At 60.8% G+C, this 17,552-nt stretch carries 17 protein-coding genes and 2 tRNA genes; 12 read left to right on the forward strand and 7 right to left on the reverse strand.

Annotation, left to right across the window (positions count from 1 at the left end; translation table 11 throughout):
- Window positions 1-35: 35 nt before the first annotated feature.
- The 3 genes from NKH28_RS03925 to NKH28_RS03935 are packed head-to-tail and all read right to left on the reverse strand — an operon-like array spanning window position 36 to window position 2,775.
- On the reverse strand, window positions 36-812 hold the full coding sequence (locus NKH28_RS03925; protein WP_352770131.1) for an N-formylglutamate amidohydrolase: 777 nt from the start codon (window positions 810-812) through the stop codon (window positions 36-38).
- On the reverse strand, window positions 812-2,131 hold the full coding sequence (locus NKH28_RS03930; RefSeq protein ID WP_352977877.1) for a type I glutamate--ammonia ligase: 1,320 nt from the start codon (window positions 2,129-2,131) through the stop codon (window positions 812-814). Before NKH28_RS03930 ends, NKH28_RS03925 begins: the two co-directional genes overlap by 1 nt.
- Entirely contained in the window at window positions 2,128-2,775 is a 648-nt protein-coding gene (locus NKH28_RS03935) for a cysteine hydrolase family protein (protein WP_352977879.1), read from the reverse strand. The genes NKH28_RS03930 and NKH28_RS03935 overlap by 4 nt, the downstream gene beginning before the upstream one ends.
- A 151-nt stretch (window positions 2,776-2,926) precedes the next feature.
- On the opposite strand from NKH28_RS03935, the gene NKH28_RS03940 reads away from it, so the two are divergent.
- From NKH28_RS03940 to NKH28_RS03970, 7 genes are all read left to right on the forward strand, one after another.
- Entirely contained in the window at window positions 2,927-3,649 is a 723-nt protein-coding gene (locus NKH28_RS03940) for a LuxR family transcriptional regulator (RefSeq protein ID WP_352614152.1), read from the forward strand.
- Between the two features lie 83 nt (window positions 3,650-3,732).
- Window positions 3,733-4,389, forward strand: coding sequence for an acyl-homoserine-lactone synthase (locus NKH28_RS03945; RefSeq protein WP_352977881.1), 657 nt, complete (start codon window positions 3,733-3,735; stop codon window positions 4,387-4,389).
- Between the two features lie 85 nt (window positions 4,390-4,474).
- On the forward strand, window positions 4,475-5,455 hold the full coding sequence (locus tag NKH28_RS03950) for a heme-binding protein (protein ID WP_352977883.1): 981 nt from the start codon (window positions 4,475-4,477) through the stop codon (window positions 5,453-5,455).
- A gap of 100 nt (window positions 5,456-5,555) precedes the next feature.
- The gene (locus NKH28_RS03955) at window positions 5,556-5,951 is read left to right on the forward strand and encodes a hypothetical protein (protein ID WP_352977885.1); all 396 of its coding nucleotides are present in this window, start codon (window positions 5,556-5,558) and stop codon (window positions 5,949-5,951) included.
- 98 nt (window positions 5,952-6,049) lie between these two features.
- Window positions 6,050-6,349: a hypothetical protein gene (locus NKH28_RS03960; protein ID WP_352977887.1), complete on the forward strand. Its 300-nt coding sequence runs from the start codon at window positions 6,050-6,052 to the stop codon at window positions 6,347-6,349.
- Between the two features lie 40 nt (window positions 6,350-6,389).
- A complete protein-coding gene (locus tag NKH28_RS03965; RefSeq protein WP_352977889.1) occupies window positions 6,390-7,940 on the forward strand; it encodes a C25 family cysteine peptidase in 1,551 nt (516 codons plus the stop codon).
- Window position 7,941: 1 nt separating this feature from the next.
- Window positions 7,942-8,184, forward strand: a complete 243-nt coding sequence (locus NKH28_RS03970; RefSeq protein ID WP_352977891.1) for a hypothetical protein — start codon at window positions 7,942-7,944, stop codon at window positions 8,182-8,184.
- 166 nt (window positions 8,185-8,350) lie between these two features.
- Here the strand turns inward: NKH28_RS03970 and NKH28_RS03975 are convergent.
- Window positions 8,351-8,424: transfer RNA gene (locus NKH28_RS03975), tRNA-Gln, on the reverse strand.
- Window positions 8,425-8,695: 271 nt separating this feature from the next.
- Between NKH28_RS03975 and NKH28_RS03980 the strand changes: the two genes are divergently transcribed.
- Window positions 8,696-9,127 carry a YybH family protein gene (locus tag NKH28_RS03980; RefSeq protein WP_352977893.1) on the forward strand — a complete coding sequence of 144 codons (432 nt, stop codon included), beginning with the start codon at window positions 8,696-8,698 and terminating at the stop codon, window positions 9,125-9,127.
- Between the two features lie 415 nt (window positions 9,128-9,542).
- A complete protein-coding gene (locus NKH28_RS03985) occupies window positions 9,543-10,463 on the forward strand; it encodes a DUF2971 domain-containing protein (protein WP_352977895.1) in 921 nt (306 codons plus the stop codon).
- A gap of 168 nt (window positions 10,464-10,631) precedes the next feature.
- Here NKH28_RS03985 and NKH28_RS03990 read toward each other — a convergent pair.
- A tRNA-Gln gene (locus tag NKH28_RS03990) sits at window positions 10,632-10,705 on the reverse strand.
- A gap of 110 nt (window positions 10,706-10,815) precedes the next feature.
- On the reverse strand, window positions 10,816-11,748 hold the full coding sequence (locus tag NKH28_RS03995) for a lysylphosphatidylglycerol synthase domain-containing protein (RefSeq protein ID WP_352977897.1): 933 nt from the start codon (window positions 11,746-11,748) through the stop codon (window positions 10,816-10,818).
- A 328-nt stretch (window positions 11,749-12,076) separates the two neighbouring features.
- On the opposite strand from NKH28_RS03995, the gene NKH28_RS04000 reads away from it, so the two are divergent.
- Complete coding sequence (locus tag NKH28_RS04000) at window positions 12,077-13,459, forward strand: Ppx/GppA phosphatase family protein (protein WP_352977899.1); 1,383 nt, start codon at window positions 12,077-12,079, stop codon at window positions 13,457-13,459.
- Window positions 13,456-14,151, forward strand: coding sequence for an RlmE family RNA methyltransferase (locus NKH28_RS04005; RefSeq protein WP_352472049.1), 696 nt, complete (start codon window positions 13,456-13,458; stop codon window positions 14,149-14,151). The genes NKH28_RS04000 and NKH28_RS04005 overlap by 4 nt, the downstream gene beginning before the upstream one ends.
- 181 nt (window positions 14,152-14,332) lie before the next feature.
- Here NKH28_RS04005 and NKH28_RS04010 read toward each other — a convergent pair whose 3' ends face one another.
- Window positions 14,333-15,754 carry an MFS transporter gene (locus NKH28_RS04010; protein ID WP_352977901.1) on the reverse strand — a complete coding sequence of 474 codons (1,422 nt, stop codon included), beginning with the start codon at window positions 15,752-15,754 and terminating at the stop codon, window positions 14,333-14,335.
- Window positions 15,755-16,049: 295 nt separating this feature from the next.
- On the opposite strand from NKH28_RS04010, the gene guaB reads away from it, so the two are divergent.
- Complete coding sequence (gene guaB, locus NKH28_RS04015; RefSeq protein WP_352458563.1) at window positions 16,050-17,552, forward strand: IMP dehydrogenase; 1,503 nt, start codon at window positions 16,050-16,052, stop codon at window positions 17,550-17,552.

Genomic DNA, 17,552 nt, shown 5'->3' on the forward strand with positions numbered 1-17,552 from the left:
GCCATCTCGTGTTGCGCTCGAGCAGCCGAGCTTGTTCACAAACCCTGTGTCTGCGCCGGTAACGCTGCGGCCAGCCGCTTCGCCCATTCTTCGATGCCGGAGCGGCCCGCCAGCAGGTCCTGCCTGATCTCGATGAGGACGGCCTGAATGCCGCGATCGTCGCCATGGACCGGTATGGCGTAGTCGCCGTCGCGGCTGATCGCATAAGGCTCGTTTGCCGCGGCGTTGAGCGCACCGTCGGCGCGCAGGCCGGCAAGCACTGCCTGGCCGAAATCGACTGCCCGGTCGTAAAGCACGCCGGCGTGCCAGGGCCGCGCAATGCCGAGGAAGACCGGCGTGAAGGAGTGGACCGTCGCGATCCGCGTCGGTCTGCCCTGCTTCGCCCGGTCGTCGAGATGGGCGGCCACGCGGTCATGAAACGGCGCGAACATGATTTCGGCACGCCGGCTTCGCTCCTCCGGATCGAGGCCGACATTGCCGGGGATGCCGGTGTCCTCCGATAGCGCCGGAATGCTGCCGCTGGAACCAAGCGGCCGGTTGAGATCGATCAACAGCCGCGAATAGGAGCTGAGGAAAGCCGGAGCATCGAGCAGTTTCGACAGAGCGCGGGTCACTTCGGCGGCGCCGATATCCCAGGCGATATGGCGCTGCAAATGGCGGCTGTCGAGACCGAGCCGCGCATACTCGGCCGGAATATGATTGGACGCGTGCTCGCATATCAGAACGATATCGGAACGCCCCGTTTCGTTGATTGCGTCGACCGCGGGTGGCCAACCTTCCGGTAGGATGGCGTTGGCAACCGGCTCAGCCATCAATACAGCGTCCGGTAGAGATCGCAGACCGCCACTGGGTCGAGACCGGCGAGGCGCTCGGTCTCATGCCGCTTGAGGCCGACAAAGGTCTCGACGAACACCGGCGCGAACCATCCGGTGACGGTCTTGTCGGCAACGAGCGCGTCGAGTGCCGCAGGCAGCGTTTCCGGCAGCCGCACGAGGCCAAGCTTCTTGCGCTCGGAACCGCTCATCAGCGTCGGGTCGCCCGAGACAAGCGGCGGCGCCGGCAGCTTGGCCTTCAGCCCCTCCAGCCCGGCGCGCACGATCGCTGCCAGCGACAAATAGGGATTGCCGGTGGCGTCGGCTGCCCGGTATTCGATATTGTACTGCCGCGCCGGATCGCGCCCGCCGATCGTCACCGTCGGGCAGATGCGCAGGCTCGCCTCGCGGTCGCGATCGGCAAGCCAGGTGTAGGACGAACTCCAGCTATGCGGCTTCAGCCGGTAGTAGGACGACACACTCGCCGCCGTCATGGCGGTGATCGCGGGCAGATGGCGCAGCACGCCGGCACAGAACGAAGCGGCACGGCTGGAAAGGCCGCCCGGCTGGGCCGGACCGTAGGTCGCCGGCTTGCCGGCCTCGTCGACGAAACTGAAATGGATGTGGACGCCGTTGCCGACGGCATCCGGCGCGGTTTTGGGTGCGAAGCTCGCCCGCCAGCCGGCGCATCGCGCGACTTCGCGCGTGATCTCGCGGATGGCGACGGCGCGATCGGCCGCGGCAAGCGCATCGGCCGGCTCGCACGTCACCTCGAATTGGTCGGTGCCGAACTCGGCGATCACCACTTCCGGCGCGACGCCGGCCTCCGCCAGCGCCGCCATCAGATTGGCGGCAAACGGATCGGCGCGGCGCAGTGCGGCCAACGACATCGAATGAGCCGGCCCGAAGTCGCCCTCGATATGGAATTCATGCTCGAACGCCGCGGTGACGGAAAGCCCGGCCGCCGCCTTCAACTCCGCCAGCGCATCCTTGAGCATGGTCCGCGTGCAGCCGACCCACGGGCTGCCGTCGAGTTCGACGATGTTGCCGGCGACCATGTCGAAAGGCGTCGCCGATCCGGTCAGCGCCGTGCGAAACCGCGCGTTGAGATCGGGAACGAGCCGCACATCGCCTGACGAGCCCCACGGATTGGGATCGACGATCGAGTTGAACGGCGTCAGCGACAGGTTGGCCTGCAGCCAGCCGACGCCGGTCGCGGCGATCTTCTGCAGCTTGCTTTCGACGACCGAGCGGCCGCGCGTGATCGCCGACAGATCGGTGGTGACGACGGCAACCAGCGGTTCGACGGCCGATGTCATGCAGCTTTTCCCAAGGCTTCGAAACGGCCCGTAACGGTGGCGGTATCAGTGACCCAGCAATAGCCACCGAAAGCCTCGAGCGCGCCGTCATGACGCTCCTGCGAGGCGGCGGCGCAGGCATCGGATACGCAGGTGACGAGATAGCCGCGATCAGCGGCATCGCGCACCGCCATGTCGACGCACTGGTCGGTCATGATGCCGGCGACGATCAGATAACGCACGCCGAGGTTTTTCAAGACATAGTCGATGTTGGTTGAATTGAAGACGCCCGACGATGTCTTCGGCAGCATGACCTCGTCGCCGACCGGCGCCAGCGACGGGACCGGCAGGCCTTCCGGCCGGCTCGGCGCGATATGGATCGGCGTCAGCTTGTGGTCGAGCGAGCGGTCGCGGCCGTCTTCGGTCAGGCTTTGGATGATGGTATGGATCACCTCGACGCCGTTGGCCCGCGCCGCCGCCAGCAGGCGCTCCTGGTTGGGGATCGTCTGCGACGCCGTCTGCCGGTAGAAATAGTGATCGGGCCCACGCTCCGGATGCGCCGGATCGGCCCCGGGCTCCAGCCAGACCCGCTGCATGTCGACCAGCAGCAGCGCGGTTTCGCCAGCCCGGAACGGCTCGTTTCGTTTTGGCAGTGATGGCGTCATGCTTGGGGGTCCTGCTTCGCTGATCACGTCTGGCTGATTTAGCTGATTTTGGTCCACGCGTCCTGCGTGGCGCACGCACTTATTGGGATATTCGAAGTCACTAATTTAAGATAAGCTTTGTTTTCGGGCGTGGAGACGGGGGGTCTCTGTCATGATCGATTCAGACGTGTTCGACTTTGTCGAACGCTGCAGGAAACACACAGCCACCGGGCCGCTGCTGGGTGACTTGCTCGAGACCGTGCGAAATCTCGGCTTCGAGCACCTGATCCTGAGCGGTGTGCCGCTCGGTGGCCAGAAGCTTGCACCCATGGTTGAGCTGAATGGCTGGCCGGCCGGCTGGTTCGAACGCTATGTCGAGGCCGAGCATGCCGCGGCTGATGGTGTTTGCATTTACTCGGCAAAGACCCTGAAGCCGTTCCTGTGGTCCGAAGTCCCGGCAAAGTGGTCGGATACGGAAGGCTCACGACGCGTTGCCGGTGAGGCGACGGAGTTCGGCATCTGTAGCGGCTTCGCCGTACCGATGCTCAGCGTTCACCATTGGCAATCCGTGCTGTCGTTTGCCTCTTCCGCGAAGGCCTGCACCCTGTCGCCGCGCCATCAGGTGCAACTGGTGACCATGGCGGTATACGCGGGCATGTCGATCCAGGCCTTGGCGAATGACGATGACGACCACGAGGGCGTGCTGACCGACCGCGAAAAAGAAGTGCTCTTGTGGGCCGCGGCCGGCAAGACCTCATCGGAAACCTCGCAGATCCTTGGCCTGACCGAGCGCACGGTCAAATGGCACTCGACACGAGCCAGGGAAGCTTTCGGCGTCGCCACGACCACGCAAGCGGTCGTCGAAGCGGTGCGCCGGCGCCTGATCCATCCCTGAACGCGTCAACTGTCCCATCGGACAGGTGACGTATATTAGCGCGACTGCGAGTATCCCTGCGAGAACGATCGGGGGATCGCGCCATGATAACGGCCCACGTAGTCAATGCGCATAACAAGCATCTCTATGAAAACGAATTCGACGAGTTTCTGCGCCGGCGGCACGACTTCTTCGTGAACCAGAAACATTGGCGCCCTCCAAGCCCGGACGGTCGCGAGCTGGACCAATTCGATACCGACGCGGCGACTTACCTGCTTGGTATCGAAGATGGTCGCGTAGTGACTTCGGCTCGATTGATCCCAACGAGCGAGCCGCACATGGTCTCGGAGGTTTTTTCTCACATGTGTGAAAAATCGGGCGTCCCAAGACGTCCCGATTGGGCCGAATGGACCCGCACCTTCGTCGTTCCCGACAAACGCACTGCCGGACTGAGGGGCACGCTGACGCAGCTGTGCTGCGCGGTGATGGAATACGCTCTCGACGAGGGACTAGCCGCCGTCGGCGGCATCCAGGAAACCTACTTCATGCCCCACCATGGCGCGCTCAAATGGCGTGCCGAGCCGATGGGCATGGCCAGGGAAGAGAACGGCGAATGGTACATCGTGGCTTACATAGACGTGAATGAGGCGGCGCTGGCGAGCGTGCGGAAGATACTGGGGATCGACCATTCGTTGCTGCTGCGGCGTGGCAGGCAGTTGCCGTTTATCGAGCAGCACAAAATGTTCGGCAGTGTCGTATAGAAATTGACTTCTGCTGTGGAAATCAGCGCATTTAGATAAGCCTTAGTGAATTCGTAGAGTCTACTAAAATCAGAGGAGAAACATTGTGCCGATTGAGACTAATTTTAAATTTCAGCAATTACATCCGGCGGGCGAGCAGCCCCATGCCCTGCCACCCGACTTTCTCGGCCTGCTCAGAGGTTTCGTGGGCGCGCCTAAGGCGGACGGGAAAGCCCAGCGCACTTGGACGGGCAGCGGCTTCAACATGATCTGGCGGCCAAATTTCGGAAACGAGTTTGGCCCGACGGATTTTTTTCTTGAATTGAATTTTACCGACGAAACGCTGGACTTTAACGACATCTCCGGGCCGACTGGGATTGCAAATCGCGGGTTGCTGCAGGAGGGAATATTTCTCGGAGGCGTTGCCTATCTGCAGACGATCAACGACAGCTTCGATAACAGTGGCCAGCATTTTGAGCCCGGCGTCTGGAACAATGTGCCTCAGACAACCGATCCCAGCGAACCCGCGACGGTTGTCCGAATGGGCACGATCCCGCATGGCACCACAATCAATCTACAAGGCCGAGCCTTCGAAGTTGCGCAACCGCAGTTCCAGTCGGCCAGCATCACGCCTTTCACGATAGGCAGTGCCGATGACGCCGCGACCAACCTCATTCACTTCCCCGAAGAGATTCTGACCAACGTCACGGAGTCCCGTACGCCTCTCGCCAACGTCGCCGGCCTCACGCAACAGCAGCTTACCGACCCTAATATTTTTCTCTCTCAGGCGATCGCTGGTCAAACTATCACCAGGACTGTCGTGATCCAAGTCTCGTCAGACAGCACTCCGGCAGGCTCGGTTCCCGATGCCGGCGGCGGCACCGACAATACGGCTTTCCTTGTAGGCAAGCCGCCCAGCGGCCCCAATGCCCACGCCCCAACCGTCACCTCGACCTTCTGGATAGAAGAAGGTACGGACGCCCAAGGACTGCCGCTGCTGCAACTCCAATATACGCAGCGTGTCCTTCTCAACTTCAATGGGCTGAGTTGGCCGCATATTACGGTCGCGACGCTTCGGCCCCTCTAATCCGTCAAGAAGTAGCTCGATAAGGAGTTCTGCCGATGACAGGTTTCAGCGGGAATCTCACTAGGGATGAAAATCGATAGATAAAAAGAGGAAATCTATTATGGCATTCGTGTCAGTCACAAATCCGGTCAGTAGTTTCAGAACGGCATTTCTTGGCGACGAGCCGGCCGCAGCAGGAAAATTCCTCGGTTGGATACAGTTGAAACGTCCAGATGGCGGCGACGCAGGCTACATCTATCTTTCCGATACACCGGTCGAGGGACATCTCGGCGGAAAGTTGCAGCCAGGTGGACCTTACATTGTAATGTCGCGCCCTATCTCACAGGCGCTCATTCTGCTGAACGTGCTACAAAGCGGCAGGGCACTCCAGATTCGCTACACGGGCGAAGATACCGGCGCCGGTGCCGGCATACTCGAGGATCTTGGTGGAGCGCTAGACGCCGGCATCCTTTCTGAGGCACGTGAGCGGTTTGACCTTGTCTTTATCGAAGCCTGAAAGTGGCCAGCGCATCAGTCAGGACAGCGGCATGCCTCCGATCGCCTAGTGTCTCCAAAGTGTGGGTCGTGGAAGCTAGCGAGAGCGAGGGAGGGGTAATGTCTGAAAAACTGTATGTGCCTTACCTGTGGTGCCTCTTGGGCATCCTGATCAGCGTGGTGCTTCCGATCCTTTGGGCATATGTGCGCTCGCAATTCCCGCTGCCGAACGCTGATCAGAAAGGCCTCGGGGAAATCGTGGCGCTATGGGATTTGGTGCGCCCCTACGCAGCCCTCGGCGTGGCTTCCGCGCTGACGGCTGTTCTCGTCGTCGCATTTGCCGGGGAAAATCTGACGGATTTCAGAGCGGCGATTCTCGCGGGTTATGCGTGGGATTCGACGCTTCAAAAACTCCGTTGACCTCAATCCCGCCTCGGTTTGCCTGCTTGGAGATCAGCAAATGCCAAGAACAGTCGACAAGGTCGTGGTGGCCAATCGCTCTGGTATGGACACGAAATATGGCACACCCGGACTTGTAGTCATCGATGCCGCGCTTCAGCGATTGATAGTGGCGGATGCAACACGCGGCCTCACCACGTCGATAGTCAATATTGACGATGCGAAGCAGATGGCGTCCGTTGGCGGCGCGGCAATCGTCAATGGGTCCGACCAGGCGGGGGCCAAGCGGGCGGTTGATGCAATCTACACCAAGCTTAACCCCGATTACATTCTGCTGCTAGACGGTCCCGACGTCATTCCCCACATCGCCCTATCCAGAATCCCAGGCCTCCCAGACAATGACAAGACAATAGACAGTGATCTGCCTTACGCTTCCCTCGGAGGGTTTAGTCAGAAGGCAAGCAACTATTTGGCGATAACTCGTGTCGTTGGTCGGCTACCGATGACGCAGGGCTCTTCCGACGCCGCCGCCTTTGCGACGCTTATTGACCGGTGCGCCAACTTCACGCCTACTACTCCCGATCACTATTCGTCCTATTTCGCAATTAGCGCCGGCGTCTGGCAACAATCAACGCAGCTCAGCCTCAGTGCGTTGTTCGGCAATCACGCTGACTTGAAACTATCACCAGCAGGAACGCATCCAGCAATCGATACTTATCAGAATCGACTCACACATTTTATCAACTGTCACGGCGGACAAGGCGATCCTTCATTTTACGGTCAGCTGGCGCAGTCCTACCCGGTTTCAATGGACAGCCTACGCACGAGCCCGAATGTCAGGTCGGGGGCGGTCGTGGCGGCCGAATGCTGTTATGGCGCGGAACTTTACAACAACAACCTGCTCGGCAATGCACAGCCGATATGCATGAGCTATCTCTTGAACGGAGCGATTGCTTTCATGGGCAGCACAACGATTGCCTATGGCCCGGCGGCATCAAACGGGCAGGCGGATCTGATTTCACAGTATTTTCTTGAAAGAGTACTGCAGGGAGCATCCATCGGACGGGCTATGCTCGAGGCACGCCAGAAGTTCGTCTCAAGTCAATCGATGTCAGGCCCGTCGAACCTCAAAACACTGGTGCAATTTGTGCTTTACGGAGATCCTTCGGTTCACGCCGTTGTGCCACCCAAAACCGCCAGCGATGGGCTCGCCAGTGTAGACACATCAGCGGAGACCACCGCCAAAGACCTTGAAAGCAGCAGAAAGTCAAAGCGCGCCCAACTCAAAAGCGATGGACGCGCGCTTGCTGAGGCAGCCAGCTATTCCAGTCGCCGCACGAAAGGTTCAGCTACGGCAATAGAGCGGGTCCGCACCATCGCGAAGAGCAAAGGGTTTTCGGGCGAGCCGGAGGTTTTTTCCGTGACGGGTGGCGTGCAATTTCTCAACGTGACCAAGGAGATGAAAAGAAAACCTCAGGTTGTTGTGGTCTCGCAAAAAAGAGACAATCACCATGATATTGAGACCGGGAAGAAGCTCCCTTCCTTTCATGTACTGGTGGCCTATATACTCGGAGATGGCATTACCGCCATCGAGGAGAGCGAAAGCCGCTAACATGGACGCCAAATTGGTTGAACTTTCCGGGCGGGTAGTCCGAGAAAACGTTGACTCCGGGTCAAAAAGCGAGCGCGACGCCGTTGTTTTGAAAACGGATCAGGGCGACAGCTACGTTCTGCGCCGTAAGGACGGACCTAGTTTTGGAGACGGCGCGCTTGATAGTCTTGTGGGCAGCTCCATTCATACACATGGCGTTGCGCTTGGAAACACTTTGATTATGCGCGAGTGGCAAATCAAATAAGCGTCACAGTTCGGGCGTTTCGCGATGCATTGTACGGATCGGGACCCACTGAGGCCTACGGCGCATAATTTGATCGCCCACGATCTAGCCGGCAGGCAGCATTGGCAGTTGCCGTACCGTATTTTTTCAAAGCTGATCAAATATCGATTTTGGACAGGAAACCGACTGGCTGGGGAACCTGGATTCGAACCAGGACTAACGGAGTCAGAGTCCGTGGGTCTACCGTTAACCTATTCCCCAGCAGGCGGCGGGATTACGGTGACAGTGCACTATTTTCTTTTCGCCTCCTGCCCTCGTTTTCCGGGTTTCACGGCTTTGCCGATTTGCCCCGCGATGCGACGGACCGGGAACGCCGGCAAGGTACACCATGCGGCGGGGGCGACATGGTAAAAAGTGCACTCACCGTAATTCTGATCTATACTCCGGACACCAGCCCGAACGCCTGTGGCAAGGCGAAGGGCGGATGAAGCGCTTGATAGAGTTCTCTTTGTAGTCATGTGGCGATGTCAAGATGTTAGCCTCCGACCTGACGAAATTTATCGAGCAGGATCATCTGGCCCTGGATGCCTTCGTAAAGGGCGATCCTGAGCCCTTGAAAAACCTCTACTCGCGACAGGACGACGTCATTATTGCCAATCCCTTTGGCCCGCCGGCGAAGGGATGGAGAAAGGCCGCTGAGACCATGGAACGGGCCGCCACCAATTACCGGCACGGCAAGGCCATCGGCTTTGAGCGCATCTCGGAGTATGCGACAGGCGACTTGGGATACATAATCGAGGTCGAGCGGTTCCAATCCAAGGTCGGTGGTGGCAACAAACTGGTGCCGATTGCGCTTCGAGTCACCACCATATTCCGGCGCGAGGAAGGCACGTGGAGGATCGTCCTTCGTCATGCCGATCCGATAACCTCGGCACGCCCGCCGACGTCCATTGTCGGGGAGTAGAAGGGTTGCCGGAGAGGTTTTAGGAATTACGGTGACAGTGCACTAATTTCTTTTCGCCGCCTGCCTCGTTTTCCGGGTTTCACGGCTTTGCCGATTTGCCCGGCGATGCTCGGCACACGGGTGCATCGAAAACCGCGACATCGGCGACGCGGCAATACTCGATGAGCAGTTCTTGCGGAACACATAGTCGGGGGATGCGGCTGACCCGGGAACGTGGGCAAGGTGCACCAGCGGTCAGTTCTAGACGCAACAGGCGGGGCGATATGATAAAAAGTGCACTGTCACAGTAATTCAAAAGTGACGACGAGTGGTCGCCGACGACGCGTTGGAAATTGTGGCGCCCTGTTTCTCACGGAATTGCAGACGGCACTCGCGTCTCGCTATATCGATCCACCCGACAAACTGAGGCAGTCAAATGAGCGAAGAACTGAAGCCATATATATATAAATACGTATCACATAGTAACGTGGATAATGTCTTCGCTGATGCGGAGAAGGCCACACTGAAATTCTCGTTGCCAAGTGAGTTCAATGACCCGTACGAATTATTTTTAACTATTGATTTCAATCGTGATCCGGAAGAACTTGCATTTTATTTTGATCTAATTGGAGAAAATTTACAACATCCTACTACATGTTTTTCAATATCGCCGATTGTTGTTCCCATGTGGGCGCACTATACGCAGAATCATAGTGGCTTTATAATAGAATTTTCGGAGAAAAAATTAAAAGATTTGTTCCCTGAGGCGCGCTTTGGAAGCGTCGAATACTCGGATACGCCGAATCGCGATCTGTCTGATCTGCTCATGAGAGCTCATCAGATCAAGAAATTCCGATATAATCTCTGGTTAATGAGTGCAGTATTCTCTTCGGCTTACTTCACGAAAACCTTGTGTTGGAGCTATGAGCAAGAGCGTAGAATGATTGTCGACAAATCAGATACCAGAGCTGCCGACGATCTTATGCTCTTAGATGTTCCTCGCGAGGCGATTACGAGTATCATCTGCGGAGCAAGGGCGACTGGCGAGACTAAGGCAAAGCTTAAAGAGATAGCTAGAGATATCGAATGTAGATACTTAGAGCTTCGTATTGGCAGGAGTTCGGCGATACCCTTTATGGTCGATCAAAGCGGTCATCCCTTCGGGTTCGACGAGGGCCAAATCCATGCGATCGAATATTTTTGCGAAGAATGCCAGGAACCAACTGCCAAGGGCGTCCTCCGCTGCTCGTGGTGTGACATCGATGATGATGTAAGACAACGTGCCGCGATGAGCAATTCGTTTAGAATACTCGATCATTATGGACTGCTCGAATCTTATCTTAAGAGCGCACCATAACCAGCCGCCGGGGCGTCAATCCGGCGGTCTACAAGCTTGGCGGGCCGCAGACAACGACGCTCCCGGCATCCTGCCACGGTCAAATGCCATGTGATCATCCGGTTGAGTGTAACACTTAGCATTTTCTAAAGTACGCTAAGTATCAAAAAAATATTAAAAAAGAGACGTTGGCTGGGGAACCTGGATTCGAACCAGGACTAACGGAGTCAGAGTCCGTGGGTCTACCGTTAACCTATTCCCCAGCAGGCGCTTGTCGCGCAGGGTGGGCCGCCAGGCAGCCGCGCGGCCCTTGTAGCCGCCGCCGGAAAATAGTCAACCCTGTGTCTGGCTTCAATCGTCGGCTTCCGGCGCTTCAACTCTCGCTGCGGCTGTATTGCGAGTGCTCGAAGAATAGCACCACGCCGAGCGCGATCAGCAGCGGGATGATCAGGTAGAACAGCCGGAACACCAGCAGCGCCGCCAGCACGCCGACCTGGTCCATATGTGACAAGCCCGCGAGGAACACCACCTCGAACACGCCCAGCCCGCCCGGCGCATGCGAGATCTGCGCGATCGAGAACGACACCAGGAAAACGCCGAGCACGATGAAATAGCCGGGATTGCCGGTGGCGGGCAGGGCGAAGAAGATGATCGCCGCCGCCGCCAGCAGTTCGATCGGGCCGACCAGCAATTGCCGCGCCACGATCGGCAGCGCCGGATAATGCAGCTGAAAGCTGCCGATCCTGAGTGGTCTCAGATGCAGCCAACTGCCGAATATGTAGGCCGCCACCACGAGCAGCATGGCGAGCCCTGCTGCTTGCGACAGCCGGTGATGCGGCGTGCCGGAAAACCGGTCGATCACCTCGGGCTCGAGCAGCAGGACGATGCTTGAGACGAACAGCGTCGACAGCACGAAGGTGATCCAGCAGATCGCCACCAGAATGCCGACGTCCTGCCCGGTCAGGCCCCTGGTGCCGTAGGCGCGGTAGCGGATCACCGCACCGGAAAACACCGAGCCGCCGATATTGTGCGACAGCGCGTAGGTGGTGAACGAGCAGAAGGTGACGAACAGCCACGATACTTTCTTGCCGATGTGCAGCAACGCGATGTGGTCGTAGCCGGCGAGCGAGGCATAGGCGATGACCGAGCTCAGCGCCGCCAGCACCCAGCCGCGCGCCGGGATGGCGATTATGCCGGCCCAGACATCGTCAAGCGAGATGCCGCGCAATTCGTGCAACAGCAGCCACAGCGAGAACACCACCGCGGCGATGCCGATGACGGGCCAGAAATAGCGCCTCCAGTTCATGGCATGACGATCATGCGTTGCAGCCCGTACCGTTTTCCGGTTCGCAGCAGGCAAACCGCCCGCGTTGCCGAATGATTTACCCTCCATTTCAGAAATGCCTCATTGAAGCCGGCTATTCAACCGGGAAGGCGCGTTGTGGCGCTCGCGCCTTCCCTTCTCCCAAGGGGACAAGGGCTCACCGACGTCGCCGCCTTCACGCCGCCGGCAAAATTCGCCGCGAGCGCTCTTGGTGATCCGGCCGTGCGCTGATAGTCTGGCGGCAACTTGAACATGTAAAAGCGCCTGCTGCGTCCGGTCTCCGGTTCGCGCGGCGCCGGAAGGAACGACAGTGGAAGACCACGACGCCGGCGCTGGCGCGCCGGAAGTGGGCGTGTCCAGGGGTTCGCCGACGCCGTCCGGCCAGGCAAGCCCATCCACCGGACGCTACGGCCGTCAGGTGCAACCCTGGTCCGGCAATGGACAGGCTGGCGACACGTCCCACGATCACAAGGGTCAGAACGGCCCGCATCAGAACGGCAAACCCAAGAAACGGCGCAAGCGCCGGCGCGGGCGCAAGGTTTTCGCACGCGACGAGACTCGTCCGCTGGCGGCCGGCGCTTCGGTGCCCGCCGCCAACGAGGCCCCGGCCGCGCGCCCGCCCCAGCCAGCGGCTTACGCGCCTCCGCCCTCAGCTCCGCCAAGGCCGGGGCAAGGTGCCCGCACACCGCCGCCGCTGCAGGAATTGCCGGTGTTTGCCGCGCTCGATCTCGGCACCAACAATTGCCGGCTGCTGGTCGCGGTGCCGACGCGCCATGGCCAGTTCCGCGTCATCGATGCCTTCTCGCGCATCGTCAGGCTGGGCGAGGGCCTTACCGCCAATGGCCGGCTCGGCGACGCCGCAATGGACCGCGCGGTCGAGGCGCTGAAGATCTGCGGTGACAAATTGCGCAACCGCAAGGTCAGGAAAGCCAGGCTGATCGCCACCGAGGCCTGCCGAACCGCCGCCAATGGCGTCGAGTTCCTCGAGCGCGTCGAGCGCGAGGCCGGCCTGAAGCTCGAGATCATCGACCGCCAGACCGAGGCGCGGCTGGCGGTGTCGGGCTGCGGTTCGCTGGTCGAGCGCGACACGCAAGGCGTCGTGCTGTTCGACATCGGCGGCGGCTCGTCCGAAATCGCGCTGATCGACCTCACCGGTCAGCGCTCGCCAAGGCTTGCCAACCATATCGTCTCGTGGACGTCGCTGCCGGTCGGCGTCGTCTCGCTGGCCGAGCGTTTTGGCGGCCGCACGGTGACACGCGAGATCTTTGGCGCCATGGTCGAGGATGTCGCAATGCGGCTGCGCGCCTTCGACGGGCGCGACCGGCTGAGCCACCTCCTGGCCAGCCCGAAATTCCATTTGCTCGGCACATCGGGCACGGTGACGACGCTGGCCGGCGTCCATCTCGATCTCGAACGCTATGACCGCCGCCGCGTCGACGGGCTGTGGATGGATCGCGACAGCGTCGACCGCATGGTCGAAAAACTGGTCGGCTGGGATTTCCAGCAACGCGTCGCCAACCCTTGCATCGGCGCCGACCGCGCCGACCTGGTTCTGGCCGGCTGCGCCATATTGGAGGCGATCCGCGCCGTCTGGCCGTCGGAGCGGCTGCGTGTCGCCGACCGCGGCCTGCGCGAGGGCATATTGAGCGAATTGATGGCCGATGACGGCGTCTGGCGGCGAGGCCGGCAATGACCAAGAAACCGGAAAGACCGAGCTCCGCCGGCATTCGCGTGCTGAAGACGAAGATCAAGAAGAAAAGCGGCCTGAAGGAATCGTCGCGCCGCTGGCTGCAGCGCCACATCAACGATCCCTATGTCCAGCGCTCGAAGGCCGACGGCTATCGCTCGCGCGCCGCCTACAAGCTGATCGAGATCGACGACAAGCACCATCTGCTCAAGCCAGGCATGAAGGTGATAGACCTTGGTGCGGCGCCCGGCGGCTGGTGCCAGGTCGCCGCCGCGCGTACCAAGTCGACCGCGGAACACCCGAACGTCGTCGGCATCGACTATCTCGAGATGGACGCCGTGCCGGGCGCGCCGGTGCTGCTGATGGATTTCCTCGATCCGCAGGCGCCGGAGAGGCTGGCCGAGACGCTGGGCGGCCAGCCCGACATCGTGCTCTCCGACATGGCCGCACCGACCACCGGCCACAAGCGAACCGACCACATCCGCACCATGCATCTTTGCGAGGTGGCGGCCGATTTCGCGCTGTCGGTATTGAAGCCTGGCGGGCATTTCCTGGCCAAGACGTTTCAGGGCGGCGCCGAGAACGAATTGCTGGCGAGACTCAAGCGGAATTTCCGCTCGGTCCATCACGTCAAGCCGCCGGCCTCACGCGACGAATCGGTGGAGCTGTATTTGCTGGCGAAGGATTTCAAGGGGTAGCGCCCTTTCCTTCTCCCCTTGTGGGAGAAGGTGGCCTCGCGAAGCGAGGTCGGATGAGGGGTGTTCCAGCTTGGCAACACGCTTGCAGTTATCATCGCCTCATTTCTTCCAACACCCCTCAACCGTCTCGGCGCTGCGCGCCGATCCACCTTCTCCCACAAGGGGAGAAGGGAAGGGGTTCTCAACTCCCCGGCGGGCTCACCGGCTCCAGCGTCTTCGGCGGTGTCAGCCGGCCATGTCCAGACACGGCATTGCCGGCGTCCGGGGCCAGCCGCATGAACGACAGCGAGGCTGCCGCCGACACCGCCGCTACGATGAAGAAGGCGGTGTGGAAGTCGCTCAGCGTCAGCGGGCCGCCATGGATCGTGGTCGACACTTCCAGGATGCCGCCGGCTAGCGCCACACCGAGCGCGATCGCCAACTGCTGGAACACGGCCGTGATCGGCGTCGCCTTGCTGGTGTCGGCGGCCGAAATCTCGGCGTAGGCAAGCGCATTGATGCCGGTGAAGAACATCGACCGGATGAAGCCCCCGGCGAGCAGCATGGCGAGGATCAGCCCGTAGGGCGTGTCGGGTGTGAACAGGCCGTTGATGGCGATGGACGCGGCAGCGATGAGCGAGCCTGAAATCAGCACACGGCGGAAGCCGGCGACCCTGAAGATCAGCGCGGTGACGAATTTCATGCCTATGGCGCCGATTGCCGAGACGAAGGTGATCATGCCGGACTGGAACGGCGTCAGCCCGAAACCGATCTGGAACATCAGCGGCAACAGGAAAGGTACGGCACCAATGCCGATGCGGAACAGTCCGCCGCCGAGCACCGAGGAGCGGAACACCCGATTGCGAAACAGCTCGAGCGCCAGCAGCGGGTTCTTGGCGCGGCGCGCGTGCAGCAGGTAAAGCACCGCCGATGCCAGCCCGACGGCAACGGTGATAAAGCCGGCAACGGGCGGCAGAGCCGGCAGGCTGACCACTGACAGGCCGAACACGATGCCCGATGCCGCCAGCCCGCTCAGCACGAAACCGATGAGATCGAGCGGCGGCGTCTGCGCGGCGTCGGTCTTCGGCAGGAAACGCGTGGCCAGCCAGATGCCGATCAGCCCGATCGGCACATTGATCAGAAAAATCCAGTGCCAGGAAAAATAGGTCGTGATGAAGCCGCCGACCGGCGGGCCGACCAGGGGGCCGACCAGAGCCGGGACAGTCAGCCACGACATGGCGGCGACGAGCTCGCTTTTCGGCGTCGCGCGTACCAGCACCAGGCGTCCGACCGGCGTCATCATGGCGCCGCCAATACCTTGCAGGAAACGTGACACCACGAAAGCCGGCAGCGAATTGGACATGGCGCACGCGACCGAACCGACGATGAACACGGCGATCGCGGCACGGAAGACATTCTTGGCGCCGAAGCGGTCGGCCATCCAGCCGCTGATCGGAATGAAGATCGCCAGCGATACCAGATAGGCGGTCAGCGCCAGCTTGAGCGCGATCGGGCTGGTGTGGATGTCGATGGCGATCGCCGGCAACGATGTCGCAATGACGGTCGAATCCATATTTTCCATGAATAGAGCGACCGCCAGGATAAGCGGAATGGTGCGGTTCACGATGGATCCGGCCTTGAAATGTGCGTCGCGATTGCTTGCCGGCCCTGGGGGCCAAACCGACAGGTAGGGCGGTTATCATGGCTTGGCCCGGATGTCGCATTAATTTGCTGTCACGTTTGTGCGACCGCAAGTCTCGCAGCCCCTGGGGCAAAATGCAGCTTCGCCACTACACAACCATCGGCTTTTCAACGGCCACGGGACGTGTTACGAGCCAGCGCCAATCCTGAAAGGGAAGAAGACGAGTCGGCGCTGTCCATCCAGGGCGAGCGCCTTTCCTGCATTCCGAGGGCTGGCCATGGCAAAAATCATCGAGACGTCCACCGGCGCATTGGCGCTGACCTTTGACGACGTGCTGCTGCAGCCGGGCCATTCCGAGGTCATGCCCGGCGAGACCGACATCCGCACCCGCATCGCCGGCGACATCGACCTCAACGTGCCGATCCTGTCGGCCGCCATGGACACGGTTACCGAGGCGCGGCTCGCCATCGCCATGGCCCAGGCCGGCGGCATCGGTGTCATCCACCGCAATTTCTCGCCGGCCGAACAGGCCGAGCAGGTGCGGCAGGTGAAGAAATTCGAGTCCGGCATGGTGGTCAATCCTGTCACCATCGGTCCCGAGGCGACGCTTGCCGATGCGCTGGGTCTGATGCGCACCTACAGCATTTCGGGCATTCCGGTGGTCGAGAACGGCGGCACCGGCGGCCACACGGTCGGCCGGCTCGTCGGCATCCTGACCAACCGCGACGTCCGCTTCGCGTCCGATCCGGCGCAAAAGGTCTATGAGCTGATGACCCGCGAGAACCTGATCACGGTCAAGGAGAACGTCGATCAGGACGAGGCCAAGCGGCTACTCCATCAGCACCGCATCGAGAAGCTTGTTGTGGTCGATCGGGACGGCAATTGCGTCGGGCTGATCACGGTCAAGGACATCGAGAAGTCGCAGCTCAACCCGCACGCCACCAAGGATGCGCAGGGGCGCTTGCGCGCCGCCGCCGCCACCAGCGTCGGCGATGACGGTTTCGAACGCGCCGAGCGCCTCATCGACGCCGGCGTCGACCTTCTCGTGATCGACACCGCGCACGGTCATTCGCAGCGCGTTCTGGATGCGGTGACGCGGGCCAAGAAACTGTCCAACTCGGTTCGCATCCTGGCCGGCAACGTCGCCACCGCGGAAGGCACCTTGGCGCTGATCGATGCCGGCGCCGACGCGGTCAAGGTCGGCATCGGACCAGGCTCCATCTGCACCACCCGCATCGTCGCCGGCGTCGGCGTGCCGCAGCTCTCGGCGATCATGTCGGCGGTCGAGACGGCGCAGAAATCCGGCGTTTCGGTCATTGCCGATGGCGGCATCAAATATTCGGGCGATCTCGCCAAGGCACTGGCCGCCGGCGCAAGTGCTGCGATGATCGGCTCGCTGCTGGCCGGCACGGACGAGAGCCCGGGCGAGGTCTATCTGCACCAGGGCCGCTCGTTCAAAGCCTATCGCGGCATGGGCTCGGTCGGCGCGATGGCGCGCGGCTCCGCCGATCGTTATTTCCAGGCCGAGGTGCGCGACACGCTGAAACTGGTCCCGGAAGGCATCGAAGGGCAGGTGCCGTACAAAGGACCTGTGTCTGGCGTGCTGCACCAGCTTGCAGGCGGCCTGAAAGCCGCTATGGGTTATGTCGGTGGCCGCGACCTTGCCGATTTCCGCGAGCGCGCCACTTTTGTGCGGATATCCAATGCCGGACTTCGTGAAAGCCACGCCCATGACGTCACGATTACCCGCGAAAGCCCGAATTATCCTGGCGGAGCCTGA

The sequence above is a fragment of the Mesorhizobium sp. M1227 genome (assembly GCF_040318315.1).
Taxonomy (GTDB): Bacteria; Pseudomonadota; Alphaproteobacteria; order Rhizobiales; family Rhizobiaceae; genus Mesorhizobium.